Consider the following 16,801-nt stretch of genomic DNA (forward strand, 5'->3'; position numbering starts at 1 on the left):
ATTTCTCGACCGAAAATGTCTAAAAAATCGCCTGCACATCTACGCCTTCATCTCAGAAGGCTGGATAGTATTTTTATGATCGGAGCATAATTTCCTTCAATGCGGATTCTATTTCCGCTGGAATGCGTTCCGTCACCGTATGCTCTGGGGTATGACCATGCAAACCGTACTCATAGGCGAACTTGCGCGCACCCATAGAGGCCAGCTCCGTAATATCGCCACTGAGAGCCACACGGTAAACTGCATCCTTCATGTTGTATGCAATTTGCGTGTTGAGGAGCATCTTGCGCGCATCCTCAGCCACTGGGTTTTCTGCAGGCGTAGCGCCCGAAATCTCCAGCACTGTTTCACTGCTAACCGGCAGGCTTGCCAAGGTGTACGAAGCGCTCATATTTTCTGCATCATAAGCGTATGCCGTTACCTCTGCACCCGTAAGAGCCTTCTCCCCTAAGTCGCCTACACCGCGCAGAGTCACGGTCCAGGTGCGTGTGCTTGGTACGGCTTGCGCATCGCCTTCTACAGCAGAAATAACAAAGGTTGAACCATCCCAGCTCAAACGTGTGCGTGCCGTCTTGCCCGTGCGAGCATCGTTGTACTGACCATTATCTTCTACGAGCGTGAAGGTATTACCCTCGCCTTGAGCTGCTGGGAACACCACGATTTCCAACGCCTCTGGATTTGCAACGGAGTTAATGTGATCATCTGCACCGAGCTGAGCCAATGGAATAATTGCACCCGAACGAGCGAAGATTGGCTGGCGATTGAGCGCGCGCCACGCTTCAAATGTACGGCCCTTGCCCTTTGCCACATAACGACGACCACTGAAGAAATCGAACCATTCGCCCGATGGCAGCCACACGTCTGCCTTAGCTTTCGCCACATTTTTGTCAGAAGGAGAGGTAATAGGCGCCATAACGAGCTCAGAACCAAACCAGAATTCTTCTGGCACCGCATATGCCTCAGCAATTTCTGGAGATGCCCAGTACATTGGCTGCACCAATGGCTCACCCGCATCATATGCACGATAATTCATGGTGTACAAATAAGGGATGAGACGATGACGCAACTGCAAGGCTTCAACCATGGCCTGACGCACTTCTGGGCGGAAGTTCCATGGCTCCTTGCTGGTAAATGGCGAATTGCTGGAGTGCAAGCGGTTAATTGGGCTGAAGGTGCCATACTGATACCAGCGTGCTTCGAGCTCATCATCACGATATCCCATCATATGACCGCCGATATCGTGGCTCCACCAACCGAATCCGATGTTCGACGCCGTTGCTGTAAATTCAGGCTGGAATTGTAAGGACTCCCACGACACAATGGAATCGCCAGAGAATCCTACTGGATAGCGATGCGAGCCCGGTCCTGCATAACGCGAGAAGGTCAATGGCCACTTGCCATCGCGCGCAGAATCGATGTAGTGCACGTGATTGAGCATCCACAGCGGATCTAAGCCTGGCTGACGGGTAACACCACCCTGCTGCCAGTCGAGCCACCAGAAGTCCACACCTTCATCTTCCAATGTGTGATGCATGTCGAAGTAGCCGTCGATAAAGGCAGGGTTCGTCAGGTCAAATTCCACAGCCTCATCTGTGGCAGGGTCAATGCCTACCTTTTCCGCAAGTTCCTTATAAGGCTTTTCATAGCCGCGCACGCCGTCTCGAGGATGCACATTCAATGTGGTCTTTAATCCGCGCTCTGACAAATCCGAGAGCAACTGCACGTGATCAGGATACAAATCCTTATTCCAGGTATATCCCGTCCAACCGTAACCATACTTAGGATCGATATCTGTAATATGCCAATCCATATCGATGACAGCCGTGGTGAAAGGAATGCCTTCCTGCTTAAATCTATCATGCAGCTGGAGGTACTCCTCCTGCGTATAGGCATAGTAACGGCTCCACCAGTTGCCCAGTGCCCAACGCGGTAGTAACGGCTGCGGGCCCGTAAGCTTGTAGAAATCGCGAATAGCCTTCTTGTAGCCATGAGCATAGCCGAAGAAGTAGAAATCCGTTTCCGCATGATCGCGCGAAGCAATGCGCCAACCGCCTGCTTTGATATTTTCCTCACCAAAAACAGCCTTTGGAGACGCACCCTCGTAAGACACCACATTAGAGCGAGAATCATCGAGGATGGCCCAACCATCAATGGACAGGATGCCTTCTTCGAGCTCCGTGCGGCCATCGATGGTATCCAAGGTACGTGTGGTGCCACGCAAATTGCCTGGAGCAGCATCGCCATAATGCCAGGTGTTGAATTGCGAAGTATTGAGATGCTTAACAACAACGCTAAGCCCCTCTTTGGAGAATGGCTTCTTGTTATAGGTGACGTAGAGCTCGCCCGTATCGATAATAAGCAGGCCGTCACGCTCTGTCATCGCGATGGAAATATCGTCGTCGAAATTGCGGTCAACCACAACCTGAGTTGCCTTATCCTCGAACACACCTGTATCCGACCACTCGAAGCGTAGCAGCGAATTGGTAATCACCCCAATGCGCCATTTATCGCCCGAAATAACGCGCTTTGCATCCATGACCGGATGCGTCATGCCCTCATACTCTGCAAATGCGCCGTTTCCTTGTTCTGTCATACTAAGCTCCTTCGCTTCTGATTGTCGGAAAGTTATCAATGATTCATAAGCATATTCATGAAGAATCCACGAAAACTTACCAATGCTAACGTTTTCATAAAACCCATTTATAATTATAGCCGAAGATTCATAAAATGGGCCGCAAATCAAGTTGTTCCCCTATATTATTATGAAAACGTTTGCAAAGACTTCATAATTGTAATAACACCACGCCTCACAGCATTGTGGGGCTGGTTATGCCCAGTCCCACAAATCAGATGTGCTACTTCGAACTGCCGGTAGCAATACCTGCTATGAATTGCTTTTGGAAGATCATATAGACGATAATGACCGGCACGATGGCCAACGATGTAGCAGCAAATAAGCCACCGTAATCCGTGCCATACTGCCCATTAAAGGCCTTTAATCCCACAGCCAAGAGCTGCTTCGTATCATCCGTGATCATCAAGAATGGCCATAGATAGTCTTCCCAATTCCACAAGAAGGTGAAGATGGCGAGAGCCGCAATAGTATTGTGACTTAACGGCAAAATCAAACTGTGGAATATTCTCGTATCGCTGGCGCCATCCAACCTTGCCGCTTCTATAAGCTCGTCAGAAATGCCGGAAATCGATTGCCGGAACAGGAAGATGCCAAAACCAGATACCAACCCAGGGATAATGAGCGCCTTGTAGGTATCAAGCCAGCCGAAATTCACCATCATTTCATATTGAGGGATAATCGTCACTGCCCAAGGAATCATCATCGTACTCATTACAACACCAAAAAGGATGTCTCGCCCAAAGAAGCGCATCTTAGAAAATACGAAGCCTAGCAAGGCGGAAGTATAAATGATGATGACCGTTTTCACCGTCGCCACAAATACGGAATTACCAAAAAGTCTGAAGAAATTAAAATTCTCTTGAATGTTGATGTAATTCTCGATAGTTGTGGGCGTTGGGAAAAGTCCGCCATTGATCTTTACGATTTCGCTATTGGGCGCAAACGAAGAGATAAACATCCATAGAAACGGAACTATGGTAATCACAGCGATGATAAAGAGAAATACAGTCAGAATAATAGAGCCGACACGTCTCCACATAAGCGGGTTTTTCATTATGCCAATCCCTCCGCATCGCCGGAAACCTTAAACATAATTAGGGTGAGCACACCGGTAAAGAGGAACAATACAACCGCTTGAGCCGATGCTACACCAAAATTATTCTTATTAAATGCTTGGTCAAAGATTAAATAGCTGATGGTGTATGTGGACGTTCCCGGACCACCCTCAGTCATTACCAGGAATTGCACATAGGCCTGCAAGTAGCTAATAATCGAAGTAATCACAATAAAGAGCGTTGTGGATTTCAACAATGGCAGTGTAATGCGGAAGAAGATTTGTACCGAATTTGCGCCATCGATAGCAGCAGCTTCATATACATCGCGCGGAAGATTCATTAATCCCGCGAGATACAGCACCGTTGCATAACCGAAATCTTTCCAAATCGTCATGATAATGACTGCCGGCATCGCCCAGGTAGAATCATGGAGCCAGTTGATGTTTAGGCCCGTGACCTTGTCAATCATGCCGAACTGTGGGTCAAACATCCACAACCAGACAAAGCTGACAGCTACGAGAGGCGTAATCGTTGGCATATAAAACAGACCGCGCAGTGTATCCTTTGCCCGCACTAGCTTGGAGCTCAGAAGCAAAGCCAAACCCAATCCGATTACCACTCTAAACAAGGTGGACCACCCCAGAAATACCCCCGTATTTGCCATGGATGTCCAAAAGAGCTTATCTGTCAGGATATCTTTGTAGTTTTCAAAGCCAATCCACTCATACGTATCATTCAGCGGATTCCAGTTATGCAGACTTCCTGCAAAAGCCTTATAAATTGGGTACGCCAGAAAAATGGCGAAATAAACAATCAGGAACGTTACTGCCATATTTCGCAAGGTAAAAATACGCGAAAATATGCTTCGTTTTTCCTGAGTTGATGCAGCGGTTTTACTCATAACTCTCCTCCAGCATGCTGATCAACTGCTTGATATGCGCAGTGCACTTCCCCGTGCATCATCACATATTTGACTATCGTAAATGGAATGCAAGTTTCGTATCCCATTGCCCACACATGGTGTTTACCTATGAAAAATCACAGTTCCCCTAAGGTGGAGTGCAAGCTCTCTGCATTGCACTCCACCGCAAGGCTCATTTACTTATGCTCGCTAAAGAATTCATATTTACCTTCTGCGGAAGTAAAGTCTGAACCCTTCATATCCTTCTCCATCGTTGCTTGGCCTTCTGTCAAGGCCTCATCGATGGACATACCATTTTGCATAACATTTTCAAACGCAACCTTTGCAGAGGTTTCCACGGTTGCAGGTGTTGCGCCTGGCCAAATCAAGCGAGATACGCGTGGTTGAATTGCCTGCATAACAGGGCTCTTCAAAATTTCAGCATCGGATTGAAGATTCGCCTTCGCTGGGAAGGAATTCAAACCTGCTACTGCTTGGCGAACGTAATCATCGTTAGCCAACAGGTATTTCACGAAATCTTGTGCAACAGCTTGCTGTTCCGCAGTCTGATTCTTATTAATTCCAGGAGTAGATTCGCCGTTGTAACGGTCAAAAGCAAATGGTGTATCCGTGCCAAAGGTTGGGGTTGCAAACACACCGTAATCAATGTCAGGATATTTATCCTTCATCGTGCCCTCAAGCCAGCCCCATGCGTATACCATTGCAGTTTGGCCTTGTCCAAAGGATTCGGAGTATTCGTTGCCAAAGTCTACGGAACCCACCTTGTCCTTTTCATACAAATCCTTTAAGAACTGCAAATTTTCTTTGATTGTTTCATTGTCAAAGTTTGCAGTCTTGCCGGTGCTATCAAAGAGCAACGTGCCCTTTTGATAATTCAGACCTTGATAGATGGCATCATAGGCGCCATTGATATTAAAGCCCGCCTGAGTCATCTTATCGCCATCAAATTTCGTCAGCTTCTGCGCAACTGCGATGAACTGATCCCACGTGGTCGGAATATCCGCTTCCGTAAGACCAGCTTCGCTCCACAAAGTCTTGTTGTAATAAATATTTCCGGTATTAATTACAGAATCGATGTACTTGACCTTGCCGTCTGCATCTTCATGCGCCACGGCGGTTGGATAATCCGCTTCCAATGCAGCTTGGTCGATATCATAATCTGCCGAATAAGGACGGATTAAGGAGTCATAAGAATTGTGAATATTGTAGATGGCCGGGCCATTCTTCCCTTTGAGCTGCAGAGGCAGCTTCGTCCAATAGTCATCCCATGTCTGCTTCTTGATGTTGATTGTGACATTGGGATAAATCTTCGAATAGTCTTCGGATAACTGATAAACAGGGTCTACACCTTTGTCTGACCATGTCCAGTATTCAATCGTAATTGGCTTACCCTCATTGACGAGATGGTTCGGATCATAGGTGACGTTCGTACCGATAACATCCAGACCTTTATCCGCTTTTGTGTCGGTGACGCCCGAACTTCCCGTGCTTGAGCATGCGCTAACCATAGCCAAAATGCCAACGGTTGCAATTGTCGCAGTAGCTATCTTCTTTAACTGCATCTTCTCTCCTTACTCCACTGTAAGTGCAATAAATTTGCACTATCCACTATACACGTATCTTGTACGTTTTCCATGGATTAATGTAAAAAATATCGCGACAACACGCGAAATAATGTAAACGGTTACATTTATAAGGCTTTTCATGCTACAATTTTCATGAAACCGGCGTGTCGTACTCCCCCGTACAATGAAGTTCAACGGGTACCAGCAAGGGATGGATGAATGAAAAAACAGAAACATAGCATCGCAGATGTCGCACAAGCAGCCGGGGTTTCCACAGCTACCGTGTCTCGCGTTTTTTCACATCCAGAAAGAGTGTCACAGAAAACACGTGACATAGTAGTGAAAAAGGCGCAAGAGCTGGATTTCTACATTTCTCGTTCGGCTGGTGTGTTTAAATCCGGCAAAGCTATGCGCATTGCCTTTCTCGTAGGATCGAGCAAAATTGACTGGTTTACCGGCAGAATAATTGAGGGACTGAATACCGTATTTCGGCTAGCTCATTATGACCTTATCATTTTCCCTGTCACTACGATTGAAGAGCGAAAAGAGTTTTTTGACCAATTGCCGTTACGCGGAAATGTGGATGCTGTCGTCGTTTCTTCATTCGACATCAGCAATGATGAAGTGACGCGTCTTCAGGACGCAAATATCCCTATCGTCGGCGTTAATATTCCTACAACCAACGGTTTTACTGCGTCCGTAAGCATTGACGATCGCGAAGGAACAGCCATCGGAGTTCGATATCTCAAACAATTAGGCCATAAGCACATTACATATTGTTATGAGGAGTTTGAACGAGGTCTGCACTTCAGCTCCTGGTCTCGCATTCAAGGATTTTTAGATGCCTGCGATTCTGAGAAAATTGAACATTCACTCATCAGAATTTCTCCCGAAGATGATGCCTTCGATGCCGTATATTCTCGGCTCGTTACCGAGGAAAACAACCAAGCCACTGCGCTATTTTTCCATCAGGATTCGCTAGCCATTCCCTTTATTTTTAAATATCGAGAATTGGGCATGTCTATACCCGGTGACATATCTGTGCTCGGGTATGACAATTCTCTTTTTTCCGGGGAAATAGGGCTATCCACCATCAAGCAAAAACCCTTGGACATGGCTATTGATGCAGCACACAAAACTCTTCGTCTCATCGACGGCGATCACAGTGCAGCCACGCACGATAAAGCCCCAGTCCAACTCTTAGTACGCAAAACCACAGCTCCTCCACACGCTGGTAAGTAACTCTCTTACAGCCATGAACTCGGCGAAATGCAAAAAGTGCTGTGGATAAGTTTGCTACTTTTCCACAGCACTGGCAATCAAAAAATGTCGTAGGCGAAGCCTGAACTTCTCCTACGACATCCACACAAAACAGACTTAGCCTCTCGCCTACATCTCGCTATCCGCATCATGATTCGCATCCTGATCAAAATACGACTTCTCCACGCGATGGAGCTCGTCTCGATCCTCAAATTCATCGAAATAATCTTCATCCGTATCATCGGCATCATCCGACATCACGCCCGGAAGCTCGAGCATAAAGGCAGCCGAAGCCCCTTGCGGCAGGTAACGCCCACGCGCTGGACGCACCTGAATTTGGGCGTGCTGCGCATCCGCATCGGACCGCCCATCCGGATGCACGATTCCCCGAGCCTGAGCCATTGCGCGCGCACGATCGCGGTTTGAGCGCAATATTTCTACGATTTCTCCGTCCATCGCAGCTGTAAAGACACTCGAACCTTCTGGCTGCTTCAGCCTGCGCACTTGACGGCGCAGTTGTCGGTTTTCTTCCATCAACTGCAAAATGCGTGCCACACCTGCCAGGTTAATCGACTCGTCTTGAACTAAATGCTGGGTGAGCATGAGACGGTCAATATCACGCAAGGCATAACGCCTCGATCCACCCTCTGTGCGTTGCGGCACCACCAAACCCAGTCGATCGTACTGGCGCAAGGTCTGCGGGTGAATGATAACGAGCTGTGCAGCTTGGGAAACGTTAAAAACCGGCTCATCCACACTAAAGCCGGATGCATCTGCACCATCGAGGTCGATGCGCCCCTCCGCAATGGCCTGAGCACATGCGATATATGCTTGCTTTGCTTGTCTATTCAAACGTGCCATATCTTGCCTCCACTACTGCGAATACAACTTTCACCGGTTATATCGTGTACGCGCTTTTACCTCGGCTTTGCGCAATTCTCATCCTTCAACATCACTATTGCCCGCAGACGAGAATTGCGCTGCCCTCTGGGTTTTGAAACCCATCACCTTACTGCTGGCGCTGAGCCTCGACTTGCTGCGCAAAATCCGACGTGGCCTCATCGAAGGCCTTCAAAGCCTTCTTCTGAGCCATAGTCAGTTTTTCTGGAAGTTGCACTTGCAATCTGAGCACCAAATCCCCGGTGCACTTTGTAGCCTTCACACCGTGCTTTTTCACACGCACGGTGGTACCCGTGGTCGAACCTGCGGGGATCTTGGCCTTGACCTCTGCACCTTCAAAATCGTGCACCGTAATGCTCGAACCTAAAGCCGCTTCGGCCACCGTCACAGGCACATCGCGCACCAAATCCTTGCCGTCCATGCTAAACACGTCATCCGGCGTAACATGAATGGTCAAATACAGGTCTCCGTGTGCTCCGCCATAGCTTCCCGCTTTTCCTTTTCCAGGAATGCGGATTTTTTGCCCATCGTGAATGCCTGCAGGCACTTTGGTTTTGAAGCTTTCACCGCCGACTTTCAAGGAAACGGTGGCACCATGTACGGCCTTCGCAAAGCTCAGCGTAACGGATGAATTTCTGTCTTCACCCTTTACCGGTTCTGGCTGTGGTTCATAAGGATTTGAGGAACCAAATCCCGAACGGCGCGGTTGCCCGTAAGGATTTCCTCCGCCGAAGCCACTTCTGCCAAAGGCCCCCGCGCCCGCAGCCTGGGACATCAGGTCATCGAGATTGATGCCACCGAAATTGATATTCGTATAGCCTCGACCGCCTGCGCCGCCGCCAAACATGGAGCTAAACACATCTTCATAACCGCCGGCGCCTGAGCCGCCTGCAAAGCGGGCTCCACCTGCACCGAAGGAACGAATTGCGTCGTACTTTTGTCGTTCTGACTTATTGCTCAAAACCTCGTAAGCTTCAGAAATTTCCTTGAATTTTTCTTCCGCCTCAGGATTTCCTGCATTTGAATCAGGATGATATTTACGCGCTAGTTTGCGAAATGCTTTTGAAATCTCTTTATCATCAGCATCTTTAGAGACTCCCAGAACTGCGTAGAAGTCTTTACCTAGCCAATCTTGTTCAGCCATGACTCCTCCTTACTGGTTATATGCATAGCTGATGCATATGTATGTCAGTGGCGGCCGACTCTAGCCGACCGCCACCAAACATTATGAGTGATTATTACTCTTGAGGAACTGCCACAACGACACGCGCCGCGCGGATGACGCGATCACCTATCTTGTAGCCCGCTTCTACCACAGTATCGATAACCTCGTGATCAATCGCAGCATCTGGCTTGCGCAAAATGCCTTCATGATGCGTTGGGTCGAAATCTTCTCCGGCTTCGCCGAATTTTTCTACACCAAACTTTTCAAAGGTCTTATCAATTTTCGCAGCCACAGCAGCAAAGGAGTCATCCAAGGCATCGTTTGTGCGAATGCGATCAATGTCATCCAGAGCTGGCAGCAAGGCGGTCAGCACATCCACAATGCCATGCTCGCGGTAGCGGTCCTGCTCCTTGGCTGCACGGTTGCGGAAATTGACGAAGGCTGCGCGCTCACGCTGTAGAGCATCGAGGTACTCGGCAGCTTCTGCCTTGGCTTTACCCAAAGGCGTCAGCGTTTCTTCCTTCTGCTCAGCAGACGTGCTCTCCGTCTTAGCTTCAGCCGGAGCCTCTGACGCATCCGCGGATACTACCTGATCTTCAGCCGCTGAGGTCGCATCTGCAGCACTCTGAGCCGCATCGCCTTGCGCGGCGTGATTGTCGGCAAGTTTATCTGCATCATCCATGCCGTTGAGATAATCTTCGGTATTGAATTCAGACATATTATTCCTTGTCGTCGTCCACTACTTCCGCGTCTACTACATCGTCATCGCCGCCCTGGTTACCAGCGCTGGCATTGCCTGCACCAGCCGCGTTTGCAGCACCTTCAGCATTCTGCTGAGAGTAGAGCACTTCGCCAATCTTCTGTGCAGCAGTCATCAATTCAGACTGTGCCGTCTTCACAGCTTCGATATCGTCACCCTTCAAGGCTTCCTTCAAAGCGTTCACCTTTGCGGTCACATCCGAAGCAACTTCATCAGAGAGCTTATCCTTGTTGTCTGCCACGAGCTTTTCGGTCTGGTATGCGAAGGATTCAGCCTGGTTACGCGTATCGACCTCTTCGCGGCGCTTCTTATCCTCAGCCTCGTGAGACTGAGCTTCCTTCACCATGCGATCGATTTCGTCCTTATCCAAGCCGGAACCACCGGAGATAGTCACCGACTGTTCCTTACCTGTGCCCTTGTCCTTAGCAGAGACGTGCACAATGCCGTTTGCATCGATATCGAAAGTTACTTCAATCTGTGGTACACCGTGTGGAGCTGGAGCAATACCACCGAGCTCGAAGGTACCCAATGGCTTGTTATCGCGAGCAAACTCACGTTCGCCCTGATAGACCTGAATCAGCACGGATGGCTGGTTATCCTCAGCGGTGGAGAAGACTTCACTACGCTTGGTTGGGATAGCAGTGTTGCGCTCGATGAGCTTGGTCATAATGCCACCCTTGGTTTCGATACCAAGGCTCAAAGGTGTGACATCAATCAAGAGAACATCCTTACGGTCGCCCTTGATAACGCCGGACTGTACTGCAGCACCAACGGCCACAACCTCATCTGGGTTTACAGACTTATTTGCTTCACGTCCACCTGTAAGCTCCTTGACAAGCTCCTGCACGGCTGGCATACGCGTAGAACCACCCACGAGCACCACATGATCAATCTGGGATACAGAAATGCCGGAATCGGCCAGCACAGCGTTGAATGGCTTACGTGTGCGCTCCAGCAAGTCAGAAGTCATCTCTTCAAACTTTGCACGTGTCAAGGTTTCATCGAGGTGTACTGGTGTGCCATCAGAAGCCATGGCCAAGTACTGCTGGGAAATAGTGGTAGACATCGAGGAGCTCAACTCCTTCTTTGCCTGCTCAGCTGCTTCCTTCAAGCGGCGCATTGCAATCTTATCCTTGGATACATCCACGCCGTACTTGTTCTTGACCTCAGTGACGATCCAATCGATAATGGCCTGATCCCAGTCATCACCACCGAGTCGGTTATCACCGTTGGTTGCCTGTACCTGAATGGTTGCAAAACCATCTTCGTCATCCTTACCAATCTCCAGCAAGGAAACATCGAAAGTACCGCCACCCAAATCGAAGACGAGAATGCGCTCATCTTCCTTGCCCTTTTCGAGGCCATATGCCAGAGCGGCTGCGGTTGGCTCGTTAATGATACGCAGCACGTTCAAACCTGCGATAGTTCCCGCATCCTTCGTTGCCTGACGCTGAGCATCATTGAAGTATGCAGGGCAGGTAATCACGGCATCGGTAACTGGCTCACCCAAGTATGCTTCTGCATCCCTCTTGAGCTTCATCAAAATCTGAGCGGAAATCTCCTGAGGAGTCCATTCCTTATCGTCAATCTTTACCGTCCAGTCCGTACCCATATGGCGCTTTACGGAAGAAATGGTGCGATCTACGTTTGTCACAGCCTGACGCTTTGCCACTTCACCGACAATAATTTCGCCAGACTTGCTAAATGCTACAACCGAAGGAGTAGTGCGAGAACCTTCAGCATTTACGATAACTGTTGGCTGTCCACCTTCCAAGGTTGCAATACAAGAATTAGTAGTACCTAAATCAATACCTACTGCGCGACCCATTCTATGTGTCCTTTCCTAATCGTCCTATTCAAGTTTCCTAAAGTTGAGCGTTTCTTTATCAACTTTCTAAACTTGAGTCTACATCACTCAACTTTTAATTGGCAAATTTATTCCCGGTTTTCCACTTTTTTAATACAAATATTTAATTTTCCGCTTTTTCTGACTGGAAAGATAAAAAAATCCGCTCCTCATCAGGAGCGGACGGAACGCGTGAAGCACGTTTTACAAGTTCCAGTAAGCAATTACATGATCGCTATGATGCCAGTCCAGCACGCAGAAATGGGCGGTATCTAGGCGGAAACTGCGCGCTTGATGAGGCTGTAAGCCCAACCATTGAGCCGTTAATATGCGCAAAATATGGGCGTGAGCCACACACAGCACGTCGTTTCCTGCTTCCAGCGCGGGCAGCGCCCGCTGTATGACTTCACGCACACGAGCTGCAGCCTCTTCTACGGACTCGCCTGCGCCCGCTATAACGTCGATTTCACCAAAATTATCGATGTATTCCGTACGCGTACCTTGTAAGGAGGCTGGTAGCTCCCGAGGACCAATGTCCCAAATATTCCACGATTCGGCACCGAGGGCCTTCGCCACCTCATGGCGCGTATGCCCTTCTGCGCCACCATAATCAAACTCTAAGAGGTTTTCTTCGGTAGTGAAGTTTTCAAAACCGGCAAGCTGTGCCGTGTGCTGAGCGCGACGGAGCGGCGAAACGTAGATGTTCTGAGCCTCAAACTGCACTCCAAAATCGCGCAGACGCCGACCTGCATCAACTGCCTGTGCTTCGCCTTGAGCTGTGAGTGGTATATTCGTTCTGCCTGTATACTGCCCAGTCTGGCTCCACACGGTTTGCCCATGGCGCAGTAAAAATAAACGTCCTCGTTGTACCATGCTTTTCATCTTAACAAAAATTAGTTGTTATGAACACTTCGCCGTTTTCCTTATAAGCCAAGCAATTTCTGTAGCCAGACAGCAGATGCACAATCACTCAATGCGTGAGATAATACTGTGTATGAGTGAGAATACTGATTACAGCAACCTTAAGACGGAAGAAGCCGTGGAAAATCTCCACAAGGCAGACGAAAAAATTAATGCTATTCGCACACGTATAAAAAATGATCCCGATGACGCCTTCGATAAGTTACTGAAGCTCGCTTTGCCGGCCTTGGCTGGACTCATCGGCGGAAAAATTGCTGAAATCTTATGGAAACAAGGCAAACGCAGCGTTTTGGGCGCAAAAGCCATCGATGATGACGGCAATGATATCTCCGATGGCATCTTCGCATCGATGATTTTTGCGGGACTTTCGGCAGCGCTCGGCTCCTTGATTTCCAGCCTCTCCACCAAAGGCTCACAGGGTCTTGTCAATTTAAGGCATAACCGTAACGCTCGCAAAACTACCCAATCCAAAGGTCGTCACAAAAACTAAGTCGTCATAAAACATAGCTGAACGAGAAAACTCGTAACACTACCCTCGCATCACGACTCATCTCACGCTTTAGCCCACTGCATAACATTCATAGACTTTATGCATGTGGGCTGCTTAATATGACATCATGACTATTCTTCACAACCCTACCGTGGACACATTATTGTCCCGCCGCACCATACGCGCCTGGACAGATGAAGAGGTAGACGCCGATACTATTGAAACGCTGGAAAAAGTCGCACAGCGCGCGGCGACGAGCCAGTTCTTTAATGCCTGGTCCGCCATTCGCATTACCGATAAAGCCGTAGCTATAAAACTCGCCGAAATTGGACATCAGCCGTATATTGCCGAAGCACCTCTGCTCTATATTTTTATCATCGATGATCATCGCAATCTGAGTATTGCTCGCGAAGCCGGCATCAAAGATGAAGATATGACGCTGGACTCGGATTACACCTTCACGCAGGGCCAAAATGACGCCGTTTTAGCATTGCATGCCATGGAAACCGCCGCCGAATCTTTGGGATTAGGAACCGTCATCCTCGGTAGCATTCTCAACGATTCTCAGGCCGTCATTGACTTGCTGCACTTGCCAGAGCGCACCTTCCCTGTGCTCGGTTTAGCCATTGGCCATCCATCTCAAACGCCTCAGCTGAAGCCGCGGATGGAGCGAAAGTTCCAGTTCTTTGAAAATCGTTACCCTGAGGATGCCCAAACACCAAGCATGACCGAAGCTTTGAAAGACTTCGACCATGAGGTGACACAGTATTACGATTTGCGCAATCCTAGCCATCCGGTACAAGCCTTTACGGAAAACATCGCAGAGAAATCCACGGACCAAGGCCGACTTTCGAAGGCATTCGGCAAACCTGCCCGCGCTCAAGGATTTACAGGACGCAGCTTCTCGTCAGAAGAAAAATAAAACACCATACAAAATGCTGGTTGTGATGTTACATCCCAACCAGCATTTTTATAGGCCTAATGCTTACGTGGCTTAAAACCGCGCTTGCGAGATACTATTGGCTTTCCGCCCCACGATGAACGACCGCGCGGACTGGAGCCGATGTTTTTCAAGGCTTGGCGAATAGGTGGTGTGCTGGTCAAATGCCATCGATGGCAGTATTGACACACATACACCCATAATTGCACACCTCGCTGCACATAACTCTGTCGCGCTGCTTCTTGTGCTTGATCTTGAGTAGCGTACATTATTTTATCCGTGGTGGAGCAGCGTTGAGGTGTGAAATTATACATAGCGCTTATGGTAACAAATTGCCCGCAGCAGCGTAAAGCTCATACCACTCTTGACGCGTTAAGCGTACATCCGCGCCCTGTGCGAACTGCTGGATACGCTCATGGTTCATCGAGCCGATAATGACCTGCATCTGCGCTGGATGACGTAGCAACCAGGCCACTGCTATGCCGTTCTTTGTGCTGTCATACTTCTTAGCCAGCTTCTCCAGCTCAGCGTTCAGCTCCACAAACTTCGGATTATCCACAAATGCACCGCCAAAGAATCCTGCCTGCAGTGGGCTCCACGGCTGGATAGTCATCTTGCGCAAACGGGAATACTCCAGCAAACCGCTATCGCGATCCACGCTGCGGCTTTCTTCCATATTGGTGTAAATATTTTGATCTATCATGCCCGAGTGAGCAAGGCTAAGTTGTAACTGATTCACCTGAAGCTTTTCATCCAGCTCACTTTGCAAGAACTCCGTTTGCCACACAGACATGTTGCTGACACCAAAATGACGCACCTTGCCTGCTGCCTTTAGCTCGGCAAATGCTGCGTTAATTTCGTCCGGTTCAAGCAAGGTATCTGGCCTGTGAAGCAGCAGAAAGTCCACATAATCCGTTTGCAAATTCTCGAGTTCAAAGTTTACGCGATTGATAATGCGTTCCTTTGAGAAATCATAAATAGTAACCGATCCGGTTTCATCCGCGCTAGCAATGCCCACCTTGGTTTGCAGATAAATAGACGCGCGATCGACCTTCACATCTTTCAAAGCCTGTCCCAGTTTGCGTGAGCTTTCGCCGTTGGTATAGACATCGGCAGTATCGAAGAAATTAATACCAGCTTCCAACGCTGTAGAAGTGATGTGTGCCGCTTCCTCTTGCGATTTTTCGGCCATGCGCATGACGCCTTGAGCAATGGCAGAAGCAGATATATCTGTCGTCCCAATATTGACGTACTTCATATGAATCCTCCTTGATGTGCGTAATTTCAATATACTCCGCCGGCTCAACACTGCCGAATTCAGTAAGCTTTCAGGAAATTCCTAGAGATATTGAACCTCATCCGAGGTTTCTCCACAGTTACCCAGCGTTAACTAGAGGTCATTACGAAAGGAGATCACATGACTACTTCATTACACTATGCAGATTACATGGCACATGTGACTGATTCCTTGGGAAGCCCAGATAAGGTGGATGTGGAATTCGTCATTCCTGTGTACAACGAGGAAGACTGCATCGCCGGATGCGTAAAAACCCTCAGCGGATATCTTCGCGGTTTAAGGGATGAATTTGGCACCACTTTGCACGAGTCACACGCGGCTGATTTTTCTTGGCGCATTATGGTGGCTGATAATGCGAGCACGGATTCTACATGGGATGTCATTTGTGATCTCGTTCAGTCCGACCCCAGTCATGTACGCACCATCCGCCTAGACCGTAAGGGTCGCGGATTTGCACTGAAGACGGCGTGGCTGAGTTCGCGAGCGCGTGTTTTAGCGTATATGGATGCCGACTTGTCTACCGGTCTCGAGCATATCGATGATTTGGTCAAGCCATTGCTGCTTGATCAAGCGCAGCTGGCAATTGGCTCACGCTTGCTCAAGCAATCGCAGACCACGCGCAGCTTGAAGCGTGAATTTATTTCAAGAACGTATAATGCTTTGCTGCGCACTTACTCGGGTGCTTTGTTTAGCGACGCTCAGTGTGGTTTCAAGGCCATTCGTGCGGATGCCTTCAACGCCATGTATGAGGAACTGGAAGACAATGAATGGTTCTTCGATACCGAGCTTCTGCTGCTTGCCCAGTTCCGCGGTTACCGTTTGAATCAAATTCCGGTGCGCTGGATTGAGGATACACAAAGTTCCGTCCATATCACCGACACCGTGATGAAGGATCTTAAAGGCATGTGGCGTATGCATAAAAGCATTGGCCGTGGCATGCAGGGCATTCTTCAAACGCGTGCCCGCGTGATGGAAAACAGACGTGAACCAATTTTCCGCGGAAGTTTGGTTCCTATCAACCTTTTAGTTACAGCTGCTTAAGGAT

At 48.8% G+C, this 16,801-nt stretch carries 14 protein-coding genes and 1 pseudogene; 4 read left to right on the plus strand and 11 right to left on the minus strand.

The features are described from left to right. Window positions 1-73 precede the first annotated feature (73 nt). The 4 genes from D570_RS0100800 to D570_RS0100815 all read right to left on the minus strand — a co-directional run bounded on the left by D570_RS0100800 (window position 74) and on the right by D570_RS0100815 (window position 6,174). Window positions 74-2,593: a glycoside hydrolase family 31 protein gene (locus D570_RS0100800; protein ID WP_018142507.1), complete on the minus strand. Its 2,520-nt coding sequence runs from the start codon at window positions 2,591-2,593 to the stop codon at window positions 74-76. Between the two features lie 262 nt (window positions 2,594-2,855). Beyond that, window positions 2,856-3,689: a carbohydrate ABC transporter permease gene (locus D570_RS0100805; RefSeq protein WP_018142508.1), complete on the minus strand. Its 834-nt coding sequence runs from the start codon at window positions 3,687-3,689 to the stop codon at window positions 2,856-2,858. Next, a complete protein-coding gene (locus D570_RS0100810) occupies window positions 3,689-4,591 on the minus strand; it encodes a carbohydrate ABC transporter permease (protein ID WP_018142509.1) in 903 nt (300 codons plus the stop codon). The genes D570_RS0100805 and D570_RS0100810 overlap by 1 nt, the downstream gene beginning before the upstream one ends. Window positions 4,592-4,788: 197 nt before the next feature. Then, window positions 4,789-6,174 carry an extracellular solute-binding protein gene (locus tag D570_RS0100815; RefSeq protein ID WP_018142510.1) on the minus strand — a complete coding sequence of 462 codons (1,386 nt, stop codon included), beginning with the start codon at window positions 6,172-6,174 and terminating at the stop codon, window positions 4,789-4,791. A gap of 222 nt (window positions 6,175-6,396) precedes the next feature. Between D570_RS0100815 and D570_RS0100820 the strand changes: the two genes are divergently transcribed. After that, complete coding sequence (locus D570_RS0100820) at window positions 6,397-7,419, plus strand: LacI family DNA-binding transcriptional regulator (RefSeq protein WP_018142511.1); 1,023 nt, start codon at window positions 6,397-6,399, stop codon at window positions 7,417-7,419. Between the two features lie 429 nt (window positions 7,420-7,848). Here D570_RS0100820 and D570_RS09570 read toward each other — a convergent pair. From D570_RS09570 to D570_RS0100845, 5 genes and pseudogenes are all read right to left on the minus strand, one after another. Then, window positions 7,849-8,298, minus strand: a pseudogene (locus tag D570_RS09570) (heat shock protein transcriptional repressor HspR); the annotation flags it as partial. Window positions 8,299-8,446: 148 nt separating this feature from the next. Continuing rightward, a complete protein-coding gene (locus D570_RS0100830) occupies window positions 8,447-9,481 on the minus strand; it encodes a DnaJ C-terminal domain-containing protein (RefSeq protein WP_018142513.1) in 1,035 nt (344 codons plus the stop codon). A gap of 94 nt (window positions 9,482-9,575) precedes the next feature. Beyond that, the gene (gene grpE, locus D570_RS0100835; protein WP_018142514.1) at window positions 9,576-10,220 is read right to left on the minus strand and encodes a nucleotide exchange factor GrpE; all 645 of its coding nucleotides are present in this window, start codon (window positions 10,218-10,220) and stop codon (window positions 9,576-9,578) included. A 1-nt stretch (window position 10,221) separates the two neighbouring features. Continuing rightward, entirely contained in the window at window positions 10,222-12,090 is a 1,869-nt protein-coding gene (dnaK, locus tag D570_RS0100840) for a molecular chaperone DnaK (RefSeq protein WP_018142515.1), read from the minus strand. A 222-nt stretch (window positions 12,091-12,312) separates the two neighbouring features. After that, a complete protein-coding gene (locus D570_RS0100845) occupies window positions 12,313-12,981 on the minus strand; it encodes a histidine phosphatase family protein (RefSeq protein ID WP_018142516.1) in 669 nt (222 codons plus the stop codon). Between the two features lie 121 nt (window positions 12,982-13,102). On the opposite strand from D570_RS0100845, the gene D570_RS0100850 reads away from it, so the two are divergent. After that, window positions 13,103-13,519 carry a DUF4235 domain-containing protein gene (locus D570_RS0100850; protein WP_018142517.1) on the plus strand — a complete coding sequence of 139 codons (417 nt, stop codon included), beginning with the start codon at window positions 13,103-13,105 and terminating at the stop codon, window positions 13,517-13,519. Between the two features lie 127 nt (window positions 13,520-13,646). Then, on the plus strand, window positions 13,647-14,441 hold the full coding sequence (locus D570_RS0100855; protein WP_033376655.1) for a nitroreductase family protein: 795 nt from the start codon (window positions 13,647-13,649) through the stop codon (window positions 14,439-14,441). A gap of 56 nt (window positions 14,442-14,497) precedes the next feature. Here the strand turns inward: D570_RS0100855 and D570_RS0100860 are convergent, their stop codons facing one another. Continuing rightward, complete coding sequence (locus D570_RS0100860; RefSeq protein WP_026181739.1) at window positions 14,498-14,773, minus strand: hypothetical protein; 276 nt, start codon at window positions 14,771-14,773, stop codon at window positions 14,498-14,500. A gap of 5 nt (window positions 14,774-14,778) precedes the next feature. Continuing rightward, window positions 14,779-15,717 (minus strand): aldo/keto reductase, encoded by a 939-nt coding sequence (locus D570_RS0100865; protein ID WP_018142520.1) that lies wholly within the window; start codon window positions 15,715-15,717, stop codon window positions 14,779-14,781. Window positions 15,718-15,876: 159 nt separating this feature from the next. On the opposite strand from D570_RS0100865, the gene D570_RS0100870 reads away from it, so the two are divergent. Next, window positions 15,877-16,797 carry a dolichyl-phosphate beta-glucosyltransferase gene (locus D570_RS0100870; protein ID WP_018142521.1) on the plus strand — a complete coding sequence of 307 codons (921 nt, stop codon included), beginning with the start codon at window positions 15,877-15,879 and terminating at the stop codon, window positions 16,795-16,797. Window positions 16,798-16,801 lie beyond the last annotated feature (4 nt).

The sequence above is a fragment of the Alloscardovia criceti DSM 17774 genome, assembly GCF_000376885.1.
GTDB classification, from domain to species: Bacteria; Actinomycetota; Actinomycetes; order Actinomycetales; family Bifidobacteriaceae; genus Alloscardovia; species Alloscardovia criceti.